Genomic DNA, 15,060 nt, shown 5'->3' on the forward strand with positions numbered 1-15,060 from the left:
GGGGCTGTGATCGTCCGGTGTCGCACCGTCGGGTCACAATGGTGCGATGGCCGCGTCCCGCCACCGACTCCCCTCGTCCTTCTCTGCCGCCACCTCGACATGGTTCGAGGAGTCGTTCGAGGCGCCCACCCCGGCGCAGGCAGCGGCATGGGAGGCCATCGAGCGCGGTGACGACACCCTGGTGGTCGCACCGACAGGATCAGGGAAGACCCTCGCCGCGTTCCTCACCGCGATCGACCGCCTGGCCACGGAGCCGCTCCCGGCGGATCGACTGACCGATCGGACGGACTCCCCACACGCTCCAGCGCACGGGCCCGGCGCGGGCGAGGTGCCACGAAGGTCCTGTACCTCTCCCCGCTCAAGGCGCTCGGCGTCGACGTCGAGCGGAACCTGACCTCCCCTTGGTGGGGACCGCGCGGGCGGCGGAACGCCTCGGTGCCCCTCGCTCGGAGATCAGCGTCGGGGTACGCACGGGCGATACCCCGGCCGCGGAGCGTCGGCGCCTGATCACCCATCCCCGGACATCCTCATCACCACACCTGAGTCCCTGTTCCTCATGCTCACCTCGCAGGCGCGGGAGACGCTCCGCGAGGTGGACACCGTGATCCTCGACGAGGTGCATGCGGTGGCGGGCACCAAGCGCGGCGTCCACCTGGCGCTGTCCCTGGCCCGGCTCGATGCGATGCTCGAGGTTCCGGCGCAGCGCATCGGCCTCTCCGCGACGGTCGAGCCCGTCGACGAGGTCGCCGCCTTCCTCACCGGCGCCGGCCGCTCCCGCGAGGTGGCGGTGGTGCGGCCCGAGTCGACCAAGAGCTGGGACCTGTCGGTGACCCTGCCGGTCGCGGATCTGCAGGCGATCGAGCCCCCGGCCGATGCGGTCGACGACGAGGACGTCTCCGGCACGATCTGGCCGCATGTGGAGCGGGCCGTGCTCGAGCAGGTCCTCGCCCACCGCTCGACGATCGTGTTCACCAACTCCCGCAGCCAGGCGGAGCGCCTCACCGGAAAGCTCAATCGCCTGCATGCGCGACGGCTCGCCGCGCAGGGCGATGAGCACGCCGACGGCACCGGCGCGGAGGGCTCTGGGAGTGCTGACGTCGAGGACATCGCCCGTGCCCACCACGGGTCGATGTCCAAGGAGATCCGCGCACAGATCGAGGATCAGCTGAGATCCGGAACGCTGCGCTGCGTGGTCGCGACCTCCTCCCTCGAGCTGGGGATCGATATGGGAGCGGTGGATCTGGTGCTGCAGGTCGCCGCGCCGATGTCCGTCTCGAGCCTGCTGCAGCGGGTGGGGCGCGCGGGGCATGACGTCGGTGCGACCTCGACTGGTGCCCTCCATCCCCTGCACGCCGCAGACGTGCTCCGCTCCGCGGTCGCCGTGCAGGAGGCCCTCGCGGGACGGATCGAGCCGCTCTCGGTGCCCCGCAACGCGCTGGACGTCCTGGCCCAGCACACGGTCTCGGCCGCCGCCATGGAGGATCTGCAGATCGACGAGTGGTTCGATCTGGTCCGCTCCGCGCACCCCTACCGTGGGCTGCCCCGCTCCGCCTTCGACCAGACGATCGATCTGCTCGCCGGGCGCTATCCCTCGACCGACTTCTCGGAGCTGCGGCCCCGGCTGGTGCACGACCACGACACCGGCATTCTCTCGGCCCGCCCCGGCGCGCAGCGTCTCGCCGTCACCAGCGGCGGCACGATTCCCGACCGCGGGCTCTACCCGGTGCACCTGGTGGCGGGCGATGAGGACAAGCAGCCCCGCCGGGTGGGTGAGCTCGACGAGGAGATGGTCTACGAGTCACGGCGCGGAGACGTGATCACGCTCGGCACCACCAGCTGGCGGATCGAGGAGATTACGGCCTCCCGCGTCACCGTCTCCCCCGCTTTCGGCCTGAGCGGTCGGATCCCGTTCTGGCACGGCGACGGTGACGGGCGTCCCGCGACGCTCGGCCGTGCGATCGCCACGGCGCAGAGCGAGCTCGCGGCCCTTCCCCGGCCAGAGGCCCTCGAGCGTCTGGCCGGCCTGGGGCTCGACGACAACGCCCGCACGGTGCTGCTGGATCATCTCGCCGAGCAGCAGGAGGCGACCGGCACGGTCCCCGGACCGCAGCAGCTGGTCGTCGAACGGTTCCTCGACGAGCTCGGCGACTGGAGGGTGGTGCTGCACTGCGCCTACGGGCAGCGGATCACCGGGCCGTGGGCTCTGGCCGTCGGCGCCCGGGTGGAAGAGCGGTACGGGTTGGACGGCCAGGTCATGGCGGCCGATGACGGGATCGTGCTGCGGATCCCGCACGGAGAGGAACCGCCCGGCGCGGACCTGTTCGTCTTCACCCCCGAGGAGATCGAGCAGGAGGTGCGCCGGCTCGTCGGCTCCTCCGCCCTGTTCGCCGCCCGCTTCCGCGAATGCGCCGCCCGCGCACTGCTCCTGCCGCGGCGGGATCCGAACCAGCGGGCCCCGCTGTGGCAGCAGCGCCAGCGCTCCTCGCACCTGCTCGAGGTGGCCCGCCCCCACCCGGACTTCCCGATCATGCTCGAGGCCGCCCGCGAGTGCCTGCAGGACGTCTACGACCTGCCCGCTCTGATCGAGCTCATGACACAGATCAGGCGCCGTCGCCTCGAGGTGCGAGAGGTCGAGACACCGACCCCCTCACCCTTCGCCCGCTCCCTGCTGTTCGGATATCTCGCCCAGTTCATCTACGACGCGGACGCCCCGCTCGCCGAGCGGCGCACCGCCGCCCTCGCCCTGGATCAGGCGCTGCTGGCGGAGCTGCTGGGATCGGTGAGCCTGCGAGAGCTGCTGGACGCCGAGGTGATCGCGGAGGTGGAGCAGCGCCTGCAGGGCCTCACCGAGGAACGTGCCCTGCGAGGCTCCGAGCAGATCGCCGATGCGCTGCGCCGCCTCGGACCTCTGACCCGGGAGGAGATCGTGGCCCGCAGCACCGAGGAGCTCGCTCTCGACGCGGAGCTCGAGGGCCTGCACGGTGCACGCCGCGTGATCGAAGTACGGATCGCGGGCCGCGAGCATCTCGCCGCGATCGAGGACGCCGGCCTGCTGCGCGACGCGCTCGGCGTGGCACTGCCGCCGGGGGTGCCGCAGGCGCACCGGACGCCCGTGGACGGGGCTGTTGCCCAGCTGCTCTCCCGCTGGGCCCGGGGCCGGGGCCCCTTCGTCGCCGAGGCACCGATGGAGGCGTTCGGCCTCGCACCCGGTGTGGCGCGCGGAGCCCTCGAACAGCTCACCGAGCAACGCGTGCTCCAGCAGGGAGAGTTCACGCCCGGGCGCGAGGGCGAGGAATGGGTGGATGCGGAGGTGCTGCGCCGCATCCGTCGCGCGAGCCTGGCGGCCTCCCGGCGCGAGATCGCCCCGGTCTCCGGACCCGTCTATGCGCGGTTCCTCGGCCAGTGGCAGCACCTCGCCGGGCGGCGCCGGACGGTCGGCGCGAGCGTGCGGCATGGAGGGGGCACGACGGTCTGCTGTCGGTGGTGGACCAGCTCGCCGGGGTCTCCCTGCCGCTGTCGGCCTGGGAGTCCCAGGTGCTCCCCTCGCGACTGCCCGACGTCACGCCCGCACTGCTTGATGCGGCCTTCGCCTCCGGGGACCTGATGTGGACGGGGCATGGCCGGCTCGGCGGGGACGACGGCTGGATCCGCTTCCATCTCGCCGATGCGCTGCCGCTCGGGCTCGACGCCGAGGCGCTCGAGGAGACCGCCGCAGGCCTGGCCGACGGGTCTCTCGCCCAGCGGCTGCTCGCCCTGCTGCGCGGGACCCCGGGGGCGCTTCGCCAGGGCGAGATCCTCACCGCCCTCGCAGCCAAAGGGGACGCCGCAGCCCCCGCAGATCTCCACCAGGCGCTGTGGGACCTGGCCTTCTCGGGCCTGCTCACGAACGACTCCTTCGAGGCGCTGCGCAGCTACGGGCGCGGCCCGGCAACGTCACGCTCCTCCCGTGGCGCCGGCCGTTCCCGGCCGCTCACCCGTCGCGGCGCGGCCCGGCTGTCCGCGGCGATGATGCACCAGGGCGCGTCCTCGCCCTCCGAGCTGGTGACGGGCCCTGCTGGTGCCGGTCGCTGGTCCGCGGTGAGGGTCGACCCCGTCGATCCTTCGGCCCGGGCCGCCGCACTCGCGACCCTGCTGCTGGACCGGCACGGGGTCCTCACCCGCGGCGCCATGGATGTCGAGGACGTGCCCGGAAGCTTCGCCGCGGTGTACCGGGTGCTGTCCGTCCTCGAGGAGAACGGCAGCTGCCGGCGCGGCTACTTCGTCGACGGCCTCGGCGCCTCCCAGTTCGCCCCGGTCGAAGCGGTGGACCGGCTGCGCGACCGCGACCATGAGGCGGAGGCCGCACGCGGCGCGGACGGCGACCGGGCCGGGCCGGACCCCGACGCCTCGACCGTGGCGCTGGCGGCGACCGATCCCGCGAACCCCTATGGAGCGGCGCTCCCCTGGCCGGCGCTGTCGGTCACCCCGCCCGAGGGAGCGACCGTGCGTCCCGCGCGACGTGCCGGAGCACTCGTGCTGCTGCAGGACGGGCACGTGCTCGCGGTCGTCGACAAGGGGGCGAAGCACCTGCTGTGGTGGGCCGACGAGACCGCCACCGCACCCGCCGCCGAGCAGCTGGTGCGTGCGATCGCCGAGGACTCACGGCTCCTCCAGCTGCGGATCGAACGGATCAACGGCCATCCGATCGACAGCAGCCCGGTCTCCGCGATCGGCGAGGCGCTGGTCACGGCGGGCTGCTACCGCTCACCGCGGTCGATCCGCCTGCGGGCGGGTGACCGCTGATGCCCGAGGGAGACACCGTCGCCCGGCAGTGCCGGATGCTGCACGAGGCCCTCGCCGGGGCTGTGCTCACCACCTGCGACCTGCGGGTGCCGCGCGCCGCGACCGCGGATCTGACCGGCTGGACCGTGCGGGAGGTGCGACCGCGCGGCAAGCATCTGCTGATGCGGCTCGAACCTCCGTCCCCCGGCGGAGCGCCGCTGACCCTCCACACGCATCTGATGATGGACGGGATCTGGCACGTGGACGGGAAGGCGCTGCGCTCGAGCGACACCAGCGCCGGGCCGCGCCCCGCGGACACGATCCGTATCGCTCTCACCGCCCGGCACCTGGACGGTCGTGAGGCGCGCGCGATCGCCTACGACGTGAAGCACGTTCGCCTGGTGCGCACCGCCGACGAGCACACGCTGATCGGGCAGCTGGGGCCGGATCTGCTCGACCCCGGTTGGGACGAGGACCCGGGCCTGCGCGAGCGTGCGGTGGCGAATCTCGGTGCGGAGCCGGAACGCCCGATCGGCCTCGCCCTCCTCGACCAGCACCTGCTCGCCGGAATCGGCAATATCTACCGCAGCGAGCTGTGCTTCCTGCGCAAGGTGCACCCCGCGGCGCCGGTCTCCGCGGCCGGCGATCTCGGCGTCCTCGTCGACCTCAGCCGCCGCCTGCTGGTGCTCAACAGTGACCGCGCCGTGCGGGTGACCACCGGCGGGATGATGGGACGGGATGGCGACCTGTGGGTCTACGGACGCGGTGGGAAGCCGTGCCGGCGCTGCGCCACCCGAATCGTGCGCGGAGAGCTCGGTGAGCCCCGCCTCGCGGGCACCGAACCGCGCGTGCTGTGGTTCTGCCCCCACTGCCAGGCTGCGCCGGGCAGGTCGACGACGGTGCCCGGCCGTGAGCCGGTGCACGGCGGTGCGCGAGCCCGTCGGCGGGATCGGTAGACTTCTCCGGGTGCTCAGAGCCGTCGTGCGCGCGAGCACCCATGCCTCCATAGCTCAGCGGATAGAGCAACGGTCTTCTAAACCGTCGGTCGCAGGTTCGAGTCCTGCTGGAGGCGCCCAGGCCGGCGTCCACATCCCTGCCGCGGCCGTGTGAGGAGCCCCTGGCCATGCTGAGAATCTTGACATTCGCCGCGATCGCGCTGCTGATCCTGCTGCGGCTGGCGCGCACTCGGTTCGGCGCGCGGCTGCTCGGGATCCCGCAGCGGGTGCTGGAGATCGTGTTCCTCGTGGCCCTGCTGCTCGCGGGCGTCCTCGCGGTCCTGTTCGAGCAATGGATCCTGCTGGCCGTCGTGGTGGTACTGCTGGTGCTCAGCCTGATCGAGGAGCTGCGGCGCCGCAAGGATCGCAGCGCGCGTGCCGGGACCGGGCGGTCTTCGCAGCATCCAAGAAGCCGCTGAACCGCTGAACCGCTGAACCGCTCGCCCCGAAACGGGCATCGCCATCCCCGTGGGGCGATGAGGGGCGTCGCCGTCGGCCTCACAGCTCCCGGCTGTGCAGGGAGGACCCCTCGTTCCACTTCGCGATCCACTCCGGCAGCTCGAGATGATCGGGCAGCGGGCGCACCAGCTCGAGCACCTCGTCCATCGGCACCGACCCACCCGACTTTCGCAGGAGACGAGCGCGCACGATCGCATCGGCCACGACCTCTCCGTCACGGCGGAAGACCTGCTCCATGTAGATCCAGCGGTCATCGGATCCGATCACCCGAGAGGCGAGGTCGAACTTCTCCCACAGCATCAGCGACCTGCGGTAGGTGATGGTCTGCCCTGCGATCACCGGGTACCAGCCCTGCGCAGTGATGCGCTGCCAGAAACGGGAGCGCAGCATGAGGTCCATCCGGCCCAGATCCATCAGCGTGAGATAGCGGCCGTTGTTCATGTGCCGCATGACGTCCAGGTCGAACGGATTCACTCGGAACGTCACGTGCGAGGTGTCCCAGATGCCGAGGCGCCTGCGAAAGCGTACGCGGACCATGAACAGCAGCAGGCGGAAGTAAAGGTTCACGTCGGAATCCTCCAGGAGTGCAGCTTCTCGTCGATGAGTGCAGGTGACCATAGAGTAACTGCCGGACGTCCGGCCCGCCGTCGGCCCGTCGTGCTCATCATGCGTGCCCGCGCTACTGTTGTGCGGTGACCTCCAGTTCCACTCGTGCCATCAATGACCGCATCATCTGGGTCGATTGCGAGATGACCGGCCTCGACAAACAGCGCGACGCGCTCGTCGAGATCGCCGTCCTCGTGACCGACGCAGATCTGAACATCCTCGGGGACGGCGTCGACGTCGTCATCAAGCCCCCGGCCGAGTCGCTCGAGGGCATGGACCCCTTCGTGGTGAACATGCACACCGTCTCCGGCCTGCTTGAGGAGCTCGACGGCGGGATGACGCTCGAGGAGGCGCAGGCGCAGTGCCTGGAGTACGTGCGCCAGTACTGCCCCGAGCCCGGCAAGGCTCCGCTCGCGGGCAACAGCGTCGGCACGGACCGCGTGTTCCTGGACCGCGACGTCCCCGAGTTCGCGAGCTGGCTGTCCTATCGCACGATCGACGTCTCGAGCTTCAAGGAGCTCGCCAAGCGCTGGTTCCCACGGGTCTACTACAACATCCCCGCCAAGCACGGCGGCCACCGCGCTCTCGCCGACATCCGCGAGTCGATCCAGGAGCTGAAGTACTACCGCGAGGTGCTGCTGGTGGACGCACCCGGCCCCACCACCGCGCAGGCCCGGGAGGCCTCCCGCCGCCTCGAGCTGCGCGAGGAGACCCCCTCCCCGGCGCCCGCCGCGGTGACGCCCGTCGCGCATGTGCCCTGGCTGGACCGCGCCTCGCACCGCGCCTGGCTCGAGGGGGCGAGCCTGGAGCTGCTCCACTTCGCCTCCGAGTCCCACCGGGAGGACGGCGGCTTCGCCTGGCTCGACGAGCAGGGCGCACCGGACCTCTCCCGGCCCTCCGAGCTGTGGCTGACCTGCCGGATGACGCACAGCTTCGCGCTCGGCCATCTGCTGGGCCACCCCGATTTCGGCCGTTTCGCCGACCACGGCCTGGCCTCCCTGCGCGGGGTGTTCCGCGACGAGGTGCACGGCGGCTGGTACTCCTCTGTCGCCGGCGGCCGCGCGGTCGACGACTCCAAGCAGGCCTACGCCCACGCCTTCGTGGTGCTCGCCGCCGCATCCGGCCTCGCCGCCGGGCGTCCCGGCGCGAAGGAGCTGCTGGACGAGGCGCTCGAGGTGCTCGATGAGAAGTTCTTCGACGAGACCGCCGGGATGAGCGTGGACAGCTTCGACCGCGAGTTCGGCGAGTGCGAGCCCTACCGTGGCATCAACTCCAACATGCACACCGTCGAGGCGCTGCTCGCAGCGGCCGACGTCACCGGACAGCGCCGCTGGCTGGACCGCGCCGTGGGCATCGCCACCCGCGCGATCGACGAGTTCGCACGCCTGAACGACTGGGCCCTGCCCGAGCACTACGACGTCGAGTGGAACCCGATGCTGGACTACAACAAGGACCAGCCCGCGCATCAGTTCCGCCCCTACGGCGCGACCATCGGTCACTGGATCGAGTGGGCACGCCTGGTGCTGCATGCCCGCGCCGCGCTGATCGCGCTCGACGGCGAGGCCCCCGAGTGGATGCTCGAGGCCGCCATCGCCCTGATGGAGAAGTCTGCCGCGGCCTTCGGTGCCGACGGCGCACCGGGCTGGGTGTACACCGTGGACTGGGACGGCTCCCCGTGACCACCGAGCGCATGCACTGGGTGGCGGCTGAGGCCGTTGCCGCGGCCGCGGTGATCCACCAGGTCACCGGCGACCGGATCTGGGCCGAGCGCTACGAGCAGTGGTGGGAGTACATCTCGACCTACCTGCTCGATCCCGAGAACGGTTCGTGGTTCCACGAGCTGGATGCGGACAACGAGCCGCAGGGGAAGACCTGGCCGGGCAAGCCGGACATCTACCACGCCCTGCAGGCCACGCTCATCCCCCGCCTGCCAGTGACGCCGACGCTCGCCGCCGCGCTGCGCGACGGGCAGCTCGACCGCACTCTCTGAGTGTGCAGGCCCGCCCGCTCAGCGGCGCGGGCCCTCCTCCGCCGGGGTCGATCACCTTCAGTAGGATCGGCCCCGCCGGCCCGCGCCCGGGCCGGCCTCGCCAACGAACAGAATGAGGACCATGACTTCGATCCGGATCGGTATCGTCGGCTACGGCAACCTGGGACGCGGCGTCGAGATCGCCGTCTCCCTCCAGGAGGACATGGAGCTGGTGGGCGTGTTCACGCGCCGCAAGCCGTCCGCCGTCGCGACCGTGCATGAGCAGACCCCCGTGCATCCGATGGATGCGCTCGAGGGGATGCAGGACGAGGTCGACGTGCTCGTGCTGTGCGGAGGATCCAAGAGCGACCTCCCCGAGCAGACCCCGCTGCTCGCCGAACGGTTCACCGTCGTGGACAGCTTCGACACGCATGCCCGGATCCCCGAGCACTTCGCGAACGTCGACGCCAGCGCACGCAGGGCCGGCACCACGGCGATCATCTCCACCGGATGGGATCCCGGCCTGTTCTCGATCAACCGTGTGTACGGGGAGTCGATCCTCCCCTCCGGCTCCACCTACACGTTCTGGGGTCGCGGCCTGTCGCAGGGCCATTCCGATGCGCTGCGCCGGATCGACGGCGTCGCCGCCGCCGTCCAGTACACGATCCCTCGCCGGAGGCGATCAACCGCGTGCGCGCCGGTGAGCGGCCCGAGCTGAGCACCCGGGAGAAGCACACGCGCGAGTGCTTCGTGGTGCTCGAGGATGGCGCCGATGCCGAGGCCGTGCGCCACGAGATCGTGACGATGCCGCACTACTTCGAGCCCTTCGAGACGACGGTGACCTTCCTCAGCGCCGACGAGCTCGCCCGCGATCACCAGAACATGCCGCACGGCGGTTTCGTGATCCGCTCCGCCGAGTCCTCCCCGGGCACCACCCAGACCATCGAGTACCGCCTGCAGGAGGACTCGAACCCGGAGTTCACCGCGAGCGTGGTCGTCGCCTACGCCCGTGCCGCGGCACGGATGGCCGCCGATGGTCAGCACGGCGCGAACCCCCTTCGATGTGGCCCCGGGCCTGCTCTCCCCGAAGTCCCCCGAGCAGCTGCGCGCCGAGCTGCTGTGAACGGGCGCGCTCAGCGCGCTCGCGACGAACGGGGAGCAAGCACCCCCGCTGCACGGCCCGCTCGCTCCCGCCCCCACCGCACGTGGGTGGAAGCGGCGCGGCGCCGGCCGCCCCGCGACTGATGCAATGTGTCTCACACCGCCTCGGGCCCCTCTGGGCTGGGAAGTGCCCTGGCGAACCGGTATATTGTTCTCTCGTTGCGGGTTTCGCCCCGCACATGGTGGTCGTAGCTCAGTTGGTAGAGCTCCTGGTTGTGGTCCAGGCGGTCGCGGGTTCAAATCCCGTCGATCACCCCAAGAGGACGAGGGCCCCGGTGAGTACTCACCGGGGCCCTCGTCGTGGTGCGCACCTCCGCGGGCACGCGGCCCGAGCGGCCGCGGACCCCGTCGGCCCGCCTCAGCCGCGCCCGCCGAAGAGCCGCTTCAGGCCCCCAGCAGACCGACCGGGGCCTCGATCACCGTCGGCTCGGGAGCCGACGGGTCATCGTCCAGGACCAGCAGTGCGGTGCGGGGGATGTTCAGCAGCTCGAGCAGCCGGGCGATCGGATCGCCATCCACGGTCTGCGCGCTGCACAGCTCGCGCAGCCGGCGCTGCCCCGCCACCGGGCCGAAGGCCGCATCCAGCGCATCGCCGGCCGCGGCACGCTCTGCGGAGTCGTCGATCTGCTCCACCCAGCCGGTGTTCCACTGGATGAGCTCCATGAGGTCCTCACGGTCCTGGAGGACGGCGCCGGAGCCGCTGCCGCGCCACAGCGAGAGCACCGGGCGGTCCTTCCCCGACGTGCAGTCGAGATCGAAGGGGTCGGGGCCGAGCTCCGGGATGTCGGGGGAATGCACCGAGAACCAGTCCGCGCCGAGCTCTGTCAGCACCCATCCTTCGTCATCATGGGCGAACTCCTCGGCGAGGCGTCGGCGCCGCGAGGCATCGCCGCGATCCAGCAGGATCTCCCGGTAGGTGTCGTTCTCCAGCTGGAGCAGCCCGCCCACCGCCCCGCTGAGGGCCCCGGCGACCTGGGCGAGGATGAAATCCTCCTCCTCCGTCGTCGTCTCCCCGAGCAGGTGCTCCTCAAGAGCGCTGCGGAACGACTCCACAGCTCCAGGCATTCTGAGGGTCTCCGCGATCACGGCGGGCACGTGTGCAGGAATGCTCCGGTCCTGGGCGTCCCAGGCGAACCTCTGCTCCGATCCCCCGGAGCGCACGCGCACCACGCGCGGATCCCCGATCTCTCCGAGGAGCACCAGATCCCAGGACTCGGGGAGCACCGCCTCCTCCTCGACCCAGGCTGCGGTCCACCCGCTGGGCGCGGTCGGTCCCACGCTCCACATCCGGGCAGGATCATCGGGAACCGGAAGGGGGCGAAGGCGGCGAGGATCTCGTCCTGCGGGGCCTGGGCGATGAGCAGCATGCGCCCATCCTAGAGTTCCCGCTTCCTCCTGGTCGCTGTGGCCCGAGTGAGGCCTCCTCGAACTGCGCCTCCTTGAACCGAGCGGCCCCACCTCTGGGCACAGCCGCGCTTCAGGGCTACCGTAAGGGGGCCACAGGCAGGTCGGGAGGACGCCATGGCACAGCTGCCGGACCGCGCAGACATCGTCGTCATTGGAGCCGGGGTGGTGGGCAACGCCGCCGTCGCCCACCTCGCCGATCTTGGATGGCGCAGCATCGTCCAGATCGACAAGGGGCCCCTGCCCGATCCGGGCGGCTCCACCGGCCATGCCTCGAACTTCGTCTTCCCGGTGGACCACTCCAAGGAGATCACGGACCTCACGGTCGACTCCCTGCGCCAGTACGGCGAGCTCGGGGTGCTGACCCTATGCGGCGGCATCGAGGCCGCCCGCAGCGCCGAGCGAATGCAGGAGCTCACCCGGCGCATGAGCTCGGCCCGGGCCTGGGGCGTCGAGGCTCATCTGATCTCCCCGCGGAGATCCAGGAGCTCGTGCCGTACTGCGACTCGAGCCTGCTCGTCGGCGGTTTCCACACCCCGACCGGGGCGATCGTGGACCCGTTGCGCGCCGGAGAGCTCTTCCGCGAGCGGGCCGAGGCCGCTGGCGCGCTCACCACCGTCGCCGAGACCGAGGTGACCGGGATCGACGTCGCCTCCGGGCGGGTGCGCCGCGTGCTCACCGATCGCGGCGAGATCGAGACCGAGCTCGTGCTCATCGCCTGCGGGGTGTGGAGCCCGCAGGTCGCGGCGCTCGCCGGGGCCGCGATTCCACTCACCCCGGCCGTGCACCAGATGCTCGACGTGGGCCCGATCCCCGCGCTCGCCGAGACCGAGGAGTGGGTGAGCTTCCCGTTGCTGCGCGACATGGACAACCTCATGTACGAGCGTCAGCGCGGCGCGGACCTCGAGATCGGCTCCTACGCGCACCGCCCCCTCCTGCACGATCCGAGCGAGATCCCGCCGGTCGGCGGCCACCCCGGGCAGGCGAGCCCCACCAGCTTCCCCTTCACCGAGGAGGACTTCACCGCCCAGCTGGCCCATGCCCGCGAGCTCTTCCCGAGCCTGCTCACGGATCCGGAGCCGCCGCGGAAGGCGGCGATCAACGGCCTGCTCTCCCTCACTCCCGACGGCGGCGCCCTGGTCGGAGAGACACCCGAGGTGGCGGGGCTGTGGTCCGCCGCCGCGGTATGGATCAAGGAAGCGGCCGGAGTGGGGCGCATGGTCGCCGAGCTGCTCACCGAGGGCAGCAGCGAGATCGACGCGCACGGCTCCGACATCGCCCGCTTCCACCCGTCCCAGCGCACCCGCGAGCACGTGCGCGCACGCGCCGCCGAGGGCTTCCCGAAGGTGTACGGGATCAGTCATCCGCGCGAGCAGTGGCTCTCGGACCGGCCGCTGCGCACCAGCCCCCTGCACTCCCGCACGACCGCGCTCGAGGCGGAGCACTACGAGGCGGCCGGCTGGGAGCGTCCCCAGTGGTACGCGTCGAGCACGCCGCTGCTCGAGGAGTTCGCGGACCGCCTTGCCGAGCGCACCCACGAGTGGGATTCCCGCTGGTGGTCGCCACTCATCGAAGCCGAGCACCTCGCGATGCGCAAGCGCGTCGCGCTCGTGGACCTCGGCGCCTTCGCGATCTTCGATGTCTCCGGCCCCGGTGCGCTGCCCTTCCTCGAGCACTTCGCGGTGGCGCGGATCGATGTGCCCGTCGGCCGGGTCGTGTACACCCCGCTGCTCACCCCGGCCGGCACCTTCCGCAGCGATCTCACGATCGTGCGGCGCGGCGAGGCGGATTTCCGGGTGATCACGGGCGGCGCCGAGGGCGGCCGGGACCTCGCGTGGTTGCGAGGCCACCTGCCGGCCGACGGTTCGGTGCAGCTGACGGACTCGTCCTCGGCGGTGACCACGATCGGGGTGTGGGGCCCGCGGGCCCGCGACCTCGTCCAGCCTCTCACTACGGAGGATCTCTCCGATGCCGCCTTCGCCTTCGGCACTGCCCGCAACGCGGTGATCGGCGGGGTGCCGGTATCAATGCTGCGGATCAGCTACGTGGGCGAGCTGGGCTGGGAGCTGCATGTCGCCGCCGAGCTCGCACCGCGGCTGTGGGACCGGCTGTGGGAGGCCGGGCAGGGGCACGGCGCGATCGCGGCCGGCATAGGTGTGTACGGCACCACGGGCCGGCTCGAGAAGGGCTACCGGCTGATGGGCGCCGAGCTCACCGGGGAATACGATCCCGTCGAGGCGGATCTGGCCCTGCCGAAGGTCAAGCGGGCGGACTTCGTGGGCAAGGCCGCCTACCTCGCCTCCCGCGAGCGGGGCCCGGCGGCGATGCTGTGCACGCTCGCGCTCGCCGGCCCCCGTCGGACCCTGCGGCGGCGCGGTGCCCGGCCGGTGGTGAGCCGGTGCTCTCCACGGACGGCGAGGTCCTCGTCGATGCTCGCGGCCGGCGCTCCTTCGTGACCTCGGCGGGCCCCGCCCCGTCCCTCGGGCGCTACCTGCTGCTGGCCTACCTCCCTCCTGCGCAGGCGGTGGAGGGCACCGCGCTGCAGGTGGAGTACCTCGGGACGCGCCTGCCGGCCGAGGTGCTCACCGTCGGCCGCACCCCGGCGTTCGACCCGGACGATGCCCGGATGAAGGGCTGAGCCCGGCTGCGCGCCGGGCGATCCTGCTCAGCCCGTCATCTCAGGGCGGTGCCCCAGGCGCCGGGAGATCTCCGCGGCCGCCAGTCGCACCTGCTCTGCGACCTCAGGCAGCCGGCCTCGATCGAGCCGGTAGGCCGGCCCGGCCGCGGACAGCGCCGCGATGACGCTCCCCTCCGGCCCGCAGATCGCTGCGGCCACCGCGTTCAACCCTTCCTCGTACTCCTCCTCGGCCACCGCCCAGCCGTGCGCGGCCGCCTCCTGCAGCTGTGCGCGCAGAGCGTCGGCCTCGACGATCGTGCGCGGGGTGAAGCGCTCTAGCTCGGCGGCGAGGACCGCCTCGCTCTGGGCGGGCGGCAGGTGTGCCAGCAACATCTTCCCGCTCGAGGTCGCGTGCAGGACGGTCGCATCGCCCACCCAGTTGTGCAGGGCGACGGTACGGCCACCCTGGGCCTGGTACAGGTTCACTGCCGCACCGGAGCGATAGACGGCGAGGTTCACCGTCTCCCCGAGCTGCTCGGCGAGCGCCTCGCAGACCGGACCGCCCACAGCAGTGAGATCCTGCCGGGAACGGGTGGCGGCGGCGAGCCTAAGGATGCCGATCCCGAGCTGCACCGGCCCTCCCTCGATCCGCCTCTCGACGAGATCATGGGCCTCGAGGGCGGCGACCAGGCGGGAGACCGTGGACTGGTGGACGCCCAGCTCCTGCGCTATCCGGCCCACCCCGGAGCTCCCGTCGCGCGCGAGGATCTCCATCACCTGCGCCGCCCGGTCCACGGACTGCACGCCGCCTGCCCGGGTGGCCACGCGCTGTAGCTGCGCTGCTCCGGCGCTCGAACGGATTCCCGTCGTTTTAGTCATCGCTCTCCCTCCTGGCTATGCGCAGTTCGCATGCCATTGCGTAGAGCGCACCACGATGCCACAGTAGGGTACGGACCCGATTCCTGGAGGCCACGATGACCGTGAACCCGAATCCCCAAGTGCTGCTGTACCCCCGCATCCGCAAGTCCCCGTTCTTCTACGCCTCGCGGCGTCACGGGGTCGAGATGTACAGCGTGTACAACCACACC

Annotated in this window: 7 protein-coding genes, 2 tRNA genes and 4 pseudogenes; 10 read left to right on the top strand and 3 right to left on the bottom strand. The window is 71.4% G+C overall.

Annotated features, from left to right (window positions below; all coding sequences use genetic code 11):
* Positions 1 to 46: 46 nt before the first annotated feature.
* The 4 genes and pseudogenes from H3H54_RS11530 to H3H54_RS11545 all read left to right on the top strand — a co-directional run bounded on the left by H3H54_RS11530 (position 47) and on the right by H3H54_RS11545 (position 6,175).
* Positions 47 to 4,782: pseudogene (locus tag H3H54_RS11530) on the top strand (ATP-dependent helicase).
* Positions 4,782 to 5,717, top strand: coding sequence for a DNA-formamidopyrimidine glycosylase family protein (locus tag H3H54_RS11535; protein WP_262423990.1), 936 nt, complete (start codon positions 4,782 to 4,784; stop codon positions 5,715 to 5,717). Before H3H54_RS11530 ends, H3H54_RS11535 begins: the two are co-directional and overlap by 1 nt.
* A gap of 43 nt (positions 5,718 to 5,760) precedes the next feature.
* Positions 5,761 to 5,833, top strand: a tRNA-Arg gene (locus H3H54_RS11540).
* A gap of 51 nt (positions 5,834 to 5,884) precedes the next feature.
* Complete coding sequence (locus H3H54_RS11545; RefSeq protein WP_262423991.1) at positions 5,885 to 6,175, top strand: hypothetical protein; 291 nt, start codon at positions 5,885 to 5,887, stop codon at positions 6,173 to 6,175.
* A 79-nt stretch (positions 6,176 to 6,254) separates the two neighbouring features.
* Here H3H54_RS11545 and H3H54_RS11550 read toward each other — a convergent pair whose 3' ends face one another.
* Positions 6,255 to 6,782 carry a thioesterase family protein gene (locus H3H54_RS11550; RefSeq protein ID WP_262423992.1) on the bottom strand — a complete coding sequence of 176 codons (528 nt, stop codon included), beginning with the start codon at positions 6,780 to 6,782 and terminating at the stop codon, positions 6,255 to 6,257.
* A gap of 182 nt (positions 6,783 to 6,964) precedes the next feature.
* Here H3H54_RS11550 and orn point away from each other — a divergent pair.
* The 3 genes and pseudogenes from orn to H3H54_RS11570 all read left to right on the top strand — a co-directional run bounded on the left by orn (position 6,965) and on the right by H3H54_RS11570 (position 10,209).
* Positions 6,965 to 8,811 (top strand): annotated as a pseudogene (orn, locus tag H3H54_RS11560) (oligoribonuclease).
* 121 nt (positions 8,812 to 8,932) lie between these two features.
* Positions 8,933 to 9,913, top strand: a pseudogene (locus H3H54_RS11565) (diaminopimelate dehydrogenase).
* A 220-nt stretch (positions 9,914 to 10,133) separates the two neighbouring features.
* Positions 10,134 to 10,209: transfer RNA gene (locus tag H3H54_RS11570), tRNA-His, on the top strand.
* A 126-nt stretch (positions 10,210 to 10,335) separates the two neighbouring features.
* On the opposite strand, the gene H3H54_RS11575 is transcribed toward H3H54_RS11570, so the two are convergent.
* Positions 10,336 to 11,229 carry a hypothetical protein gene (locus H3H54_RS11575; protein ID WP_262423993.1) on the bottom strand — a complete coding sequence of 298 codons (894 nt, stop codon included), beginning with the start codon at positions 11,227 to 11,229 and terminating at the stop codon, positions 10,336 to 10,338.
* A gap of 243 nt (positions 11,230 to 11,472) precedes the next feature.
* On the opposite strand from H3H54_RS11575, the pseudogene H3H54_RS11580 reads away from it, so the two are divergent.
* The 3 genes and pseudogenes from H3H54_RS11580 to H3H54_RS11590 form a co-directional block, all read left to right on the top strand.
* Positions 11,473 to 11,760, top strand: a pseudogene (locus H3H54_RS11580) (FAD-dependent oxidoreductase); the annotation flags it as partial.
* 86 nt (positions 11,761 to 11,846) lie between these two features.
* Positions 11,847 to 13,811 carry an FAD-dependent oxidoreductase gene (locus tag H3H54_RS11585; RefSeq protein ID WP_262423994.1) on the top strand — a complete coding sequence of 655 codons (1,965 nt, stop codon included), beginning with the start codon at positions 11,847 to 11,849 and terminating at the stop codon, positions 13,809 to 13,811.
* Positions 13,754 to 13,993, top strand: a complete 240-nt coding sequence (locus H3H54_RS11590) for a glycine cleavage T C-terminal barrel domain-containing protein (protein WP_262423995.1) — start codon at positions 13,754 to 13,756, stop codon at positions 13,991 to 13,993. The genes H3H54_RS11585 and H3H54_RS11590 overlap by 58 nt, the downstream gene beginning before the upstream one ends.
* Before the next feature lie 27 nt (positions 13,994 to 14,020).
* Here H3H54_RS11590 and H3H54_RS11595 read toward each other — a convergent pair whose 3' ends face one another.
* Positions 14,021 to 14,851 carry an IclR family transcriptional regulator gene (locus tag H3H54_RS11595; RefSeq protein ID WP_262423996.1) on the bottom strand — a complete coding sequence of 277 codons (831 nt, stop codon included), beginning with the start codon at positions 14,849 to 14,851 and terminating at the stop codon, positions 14,021 to 14,023.
* Positions 14,852 to 15,060: the final 209 nt, after the last annotated feature.

This window comes from Brachybacterium sp. Z12 (assembly GCF_014400405.1).
In the GTDB taxonomy this organism is placed as follows: Bacteria; Actinomycetota; Actinomycetes; order Actinomycetales; family Dermabacteraceae; genus Brachybacterium.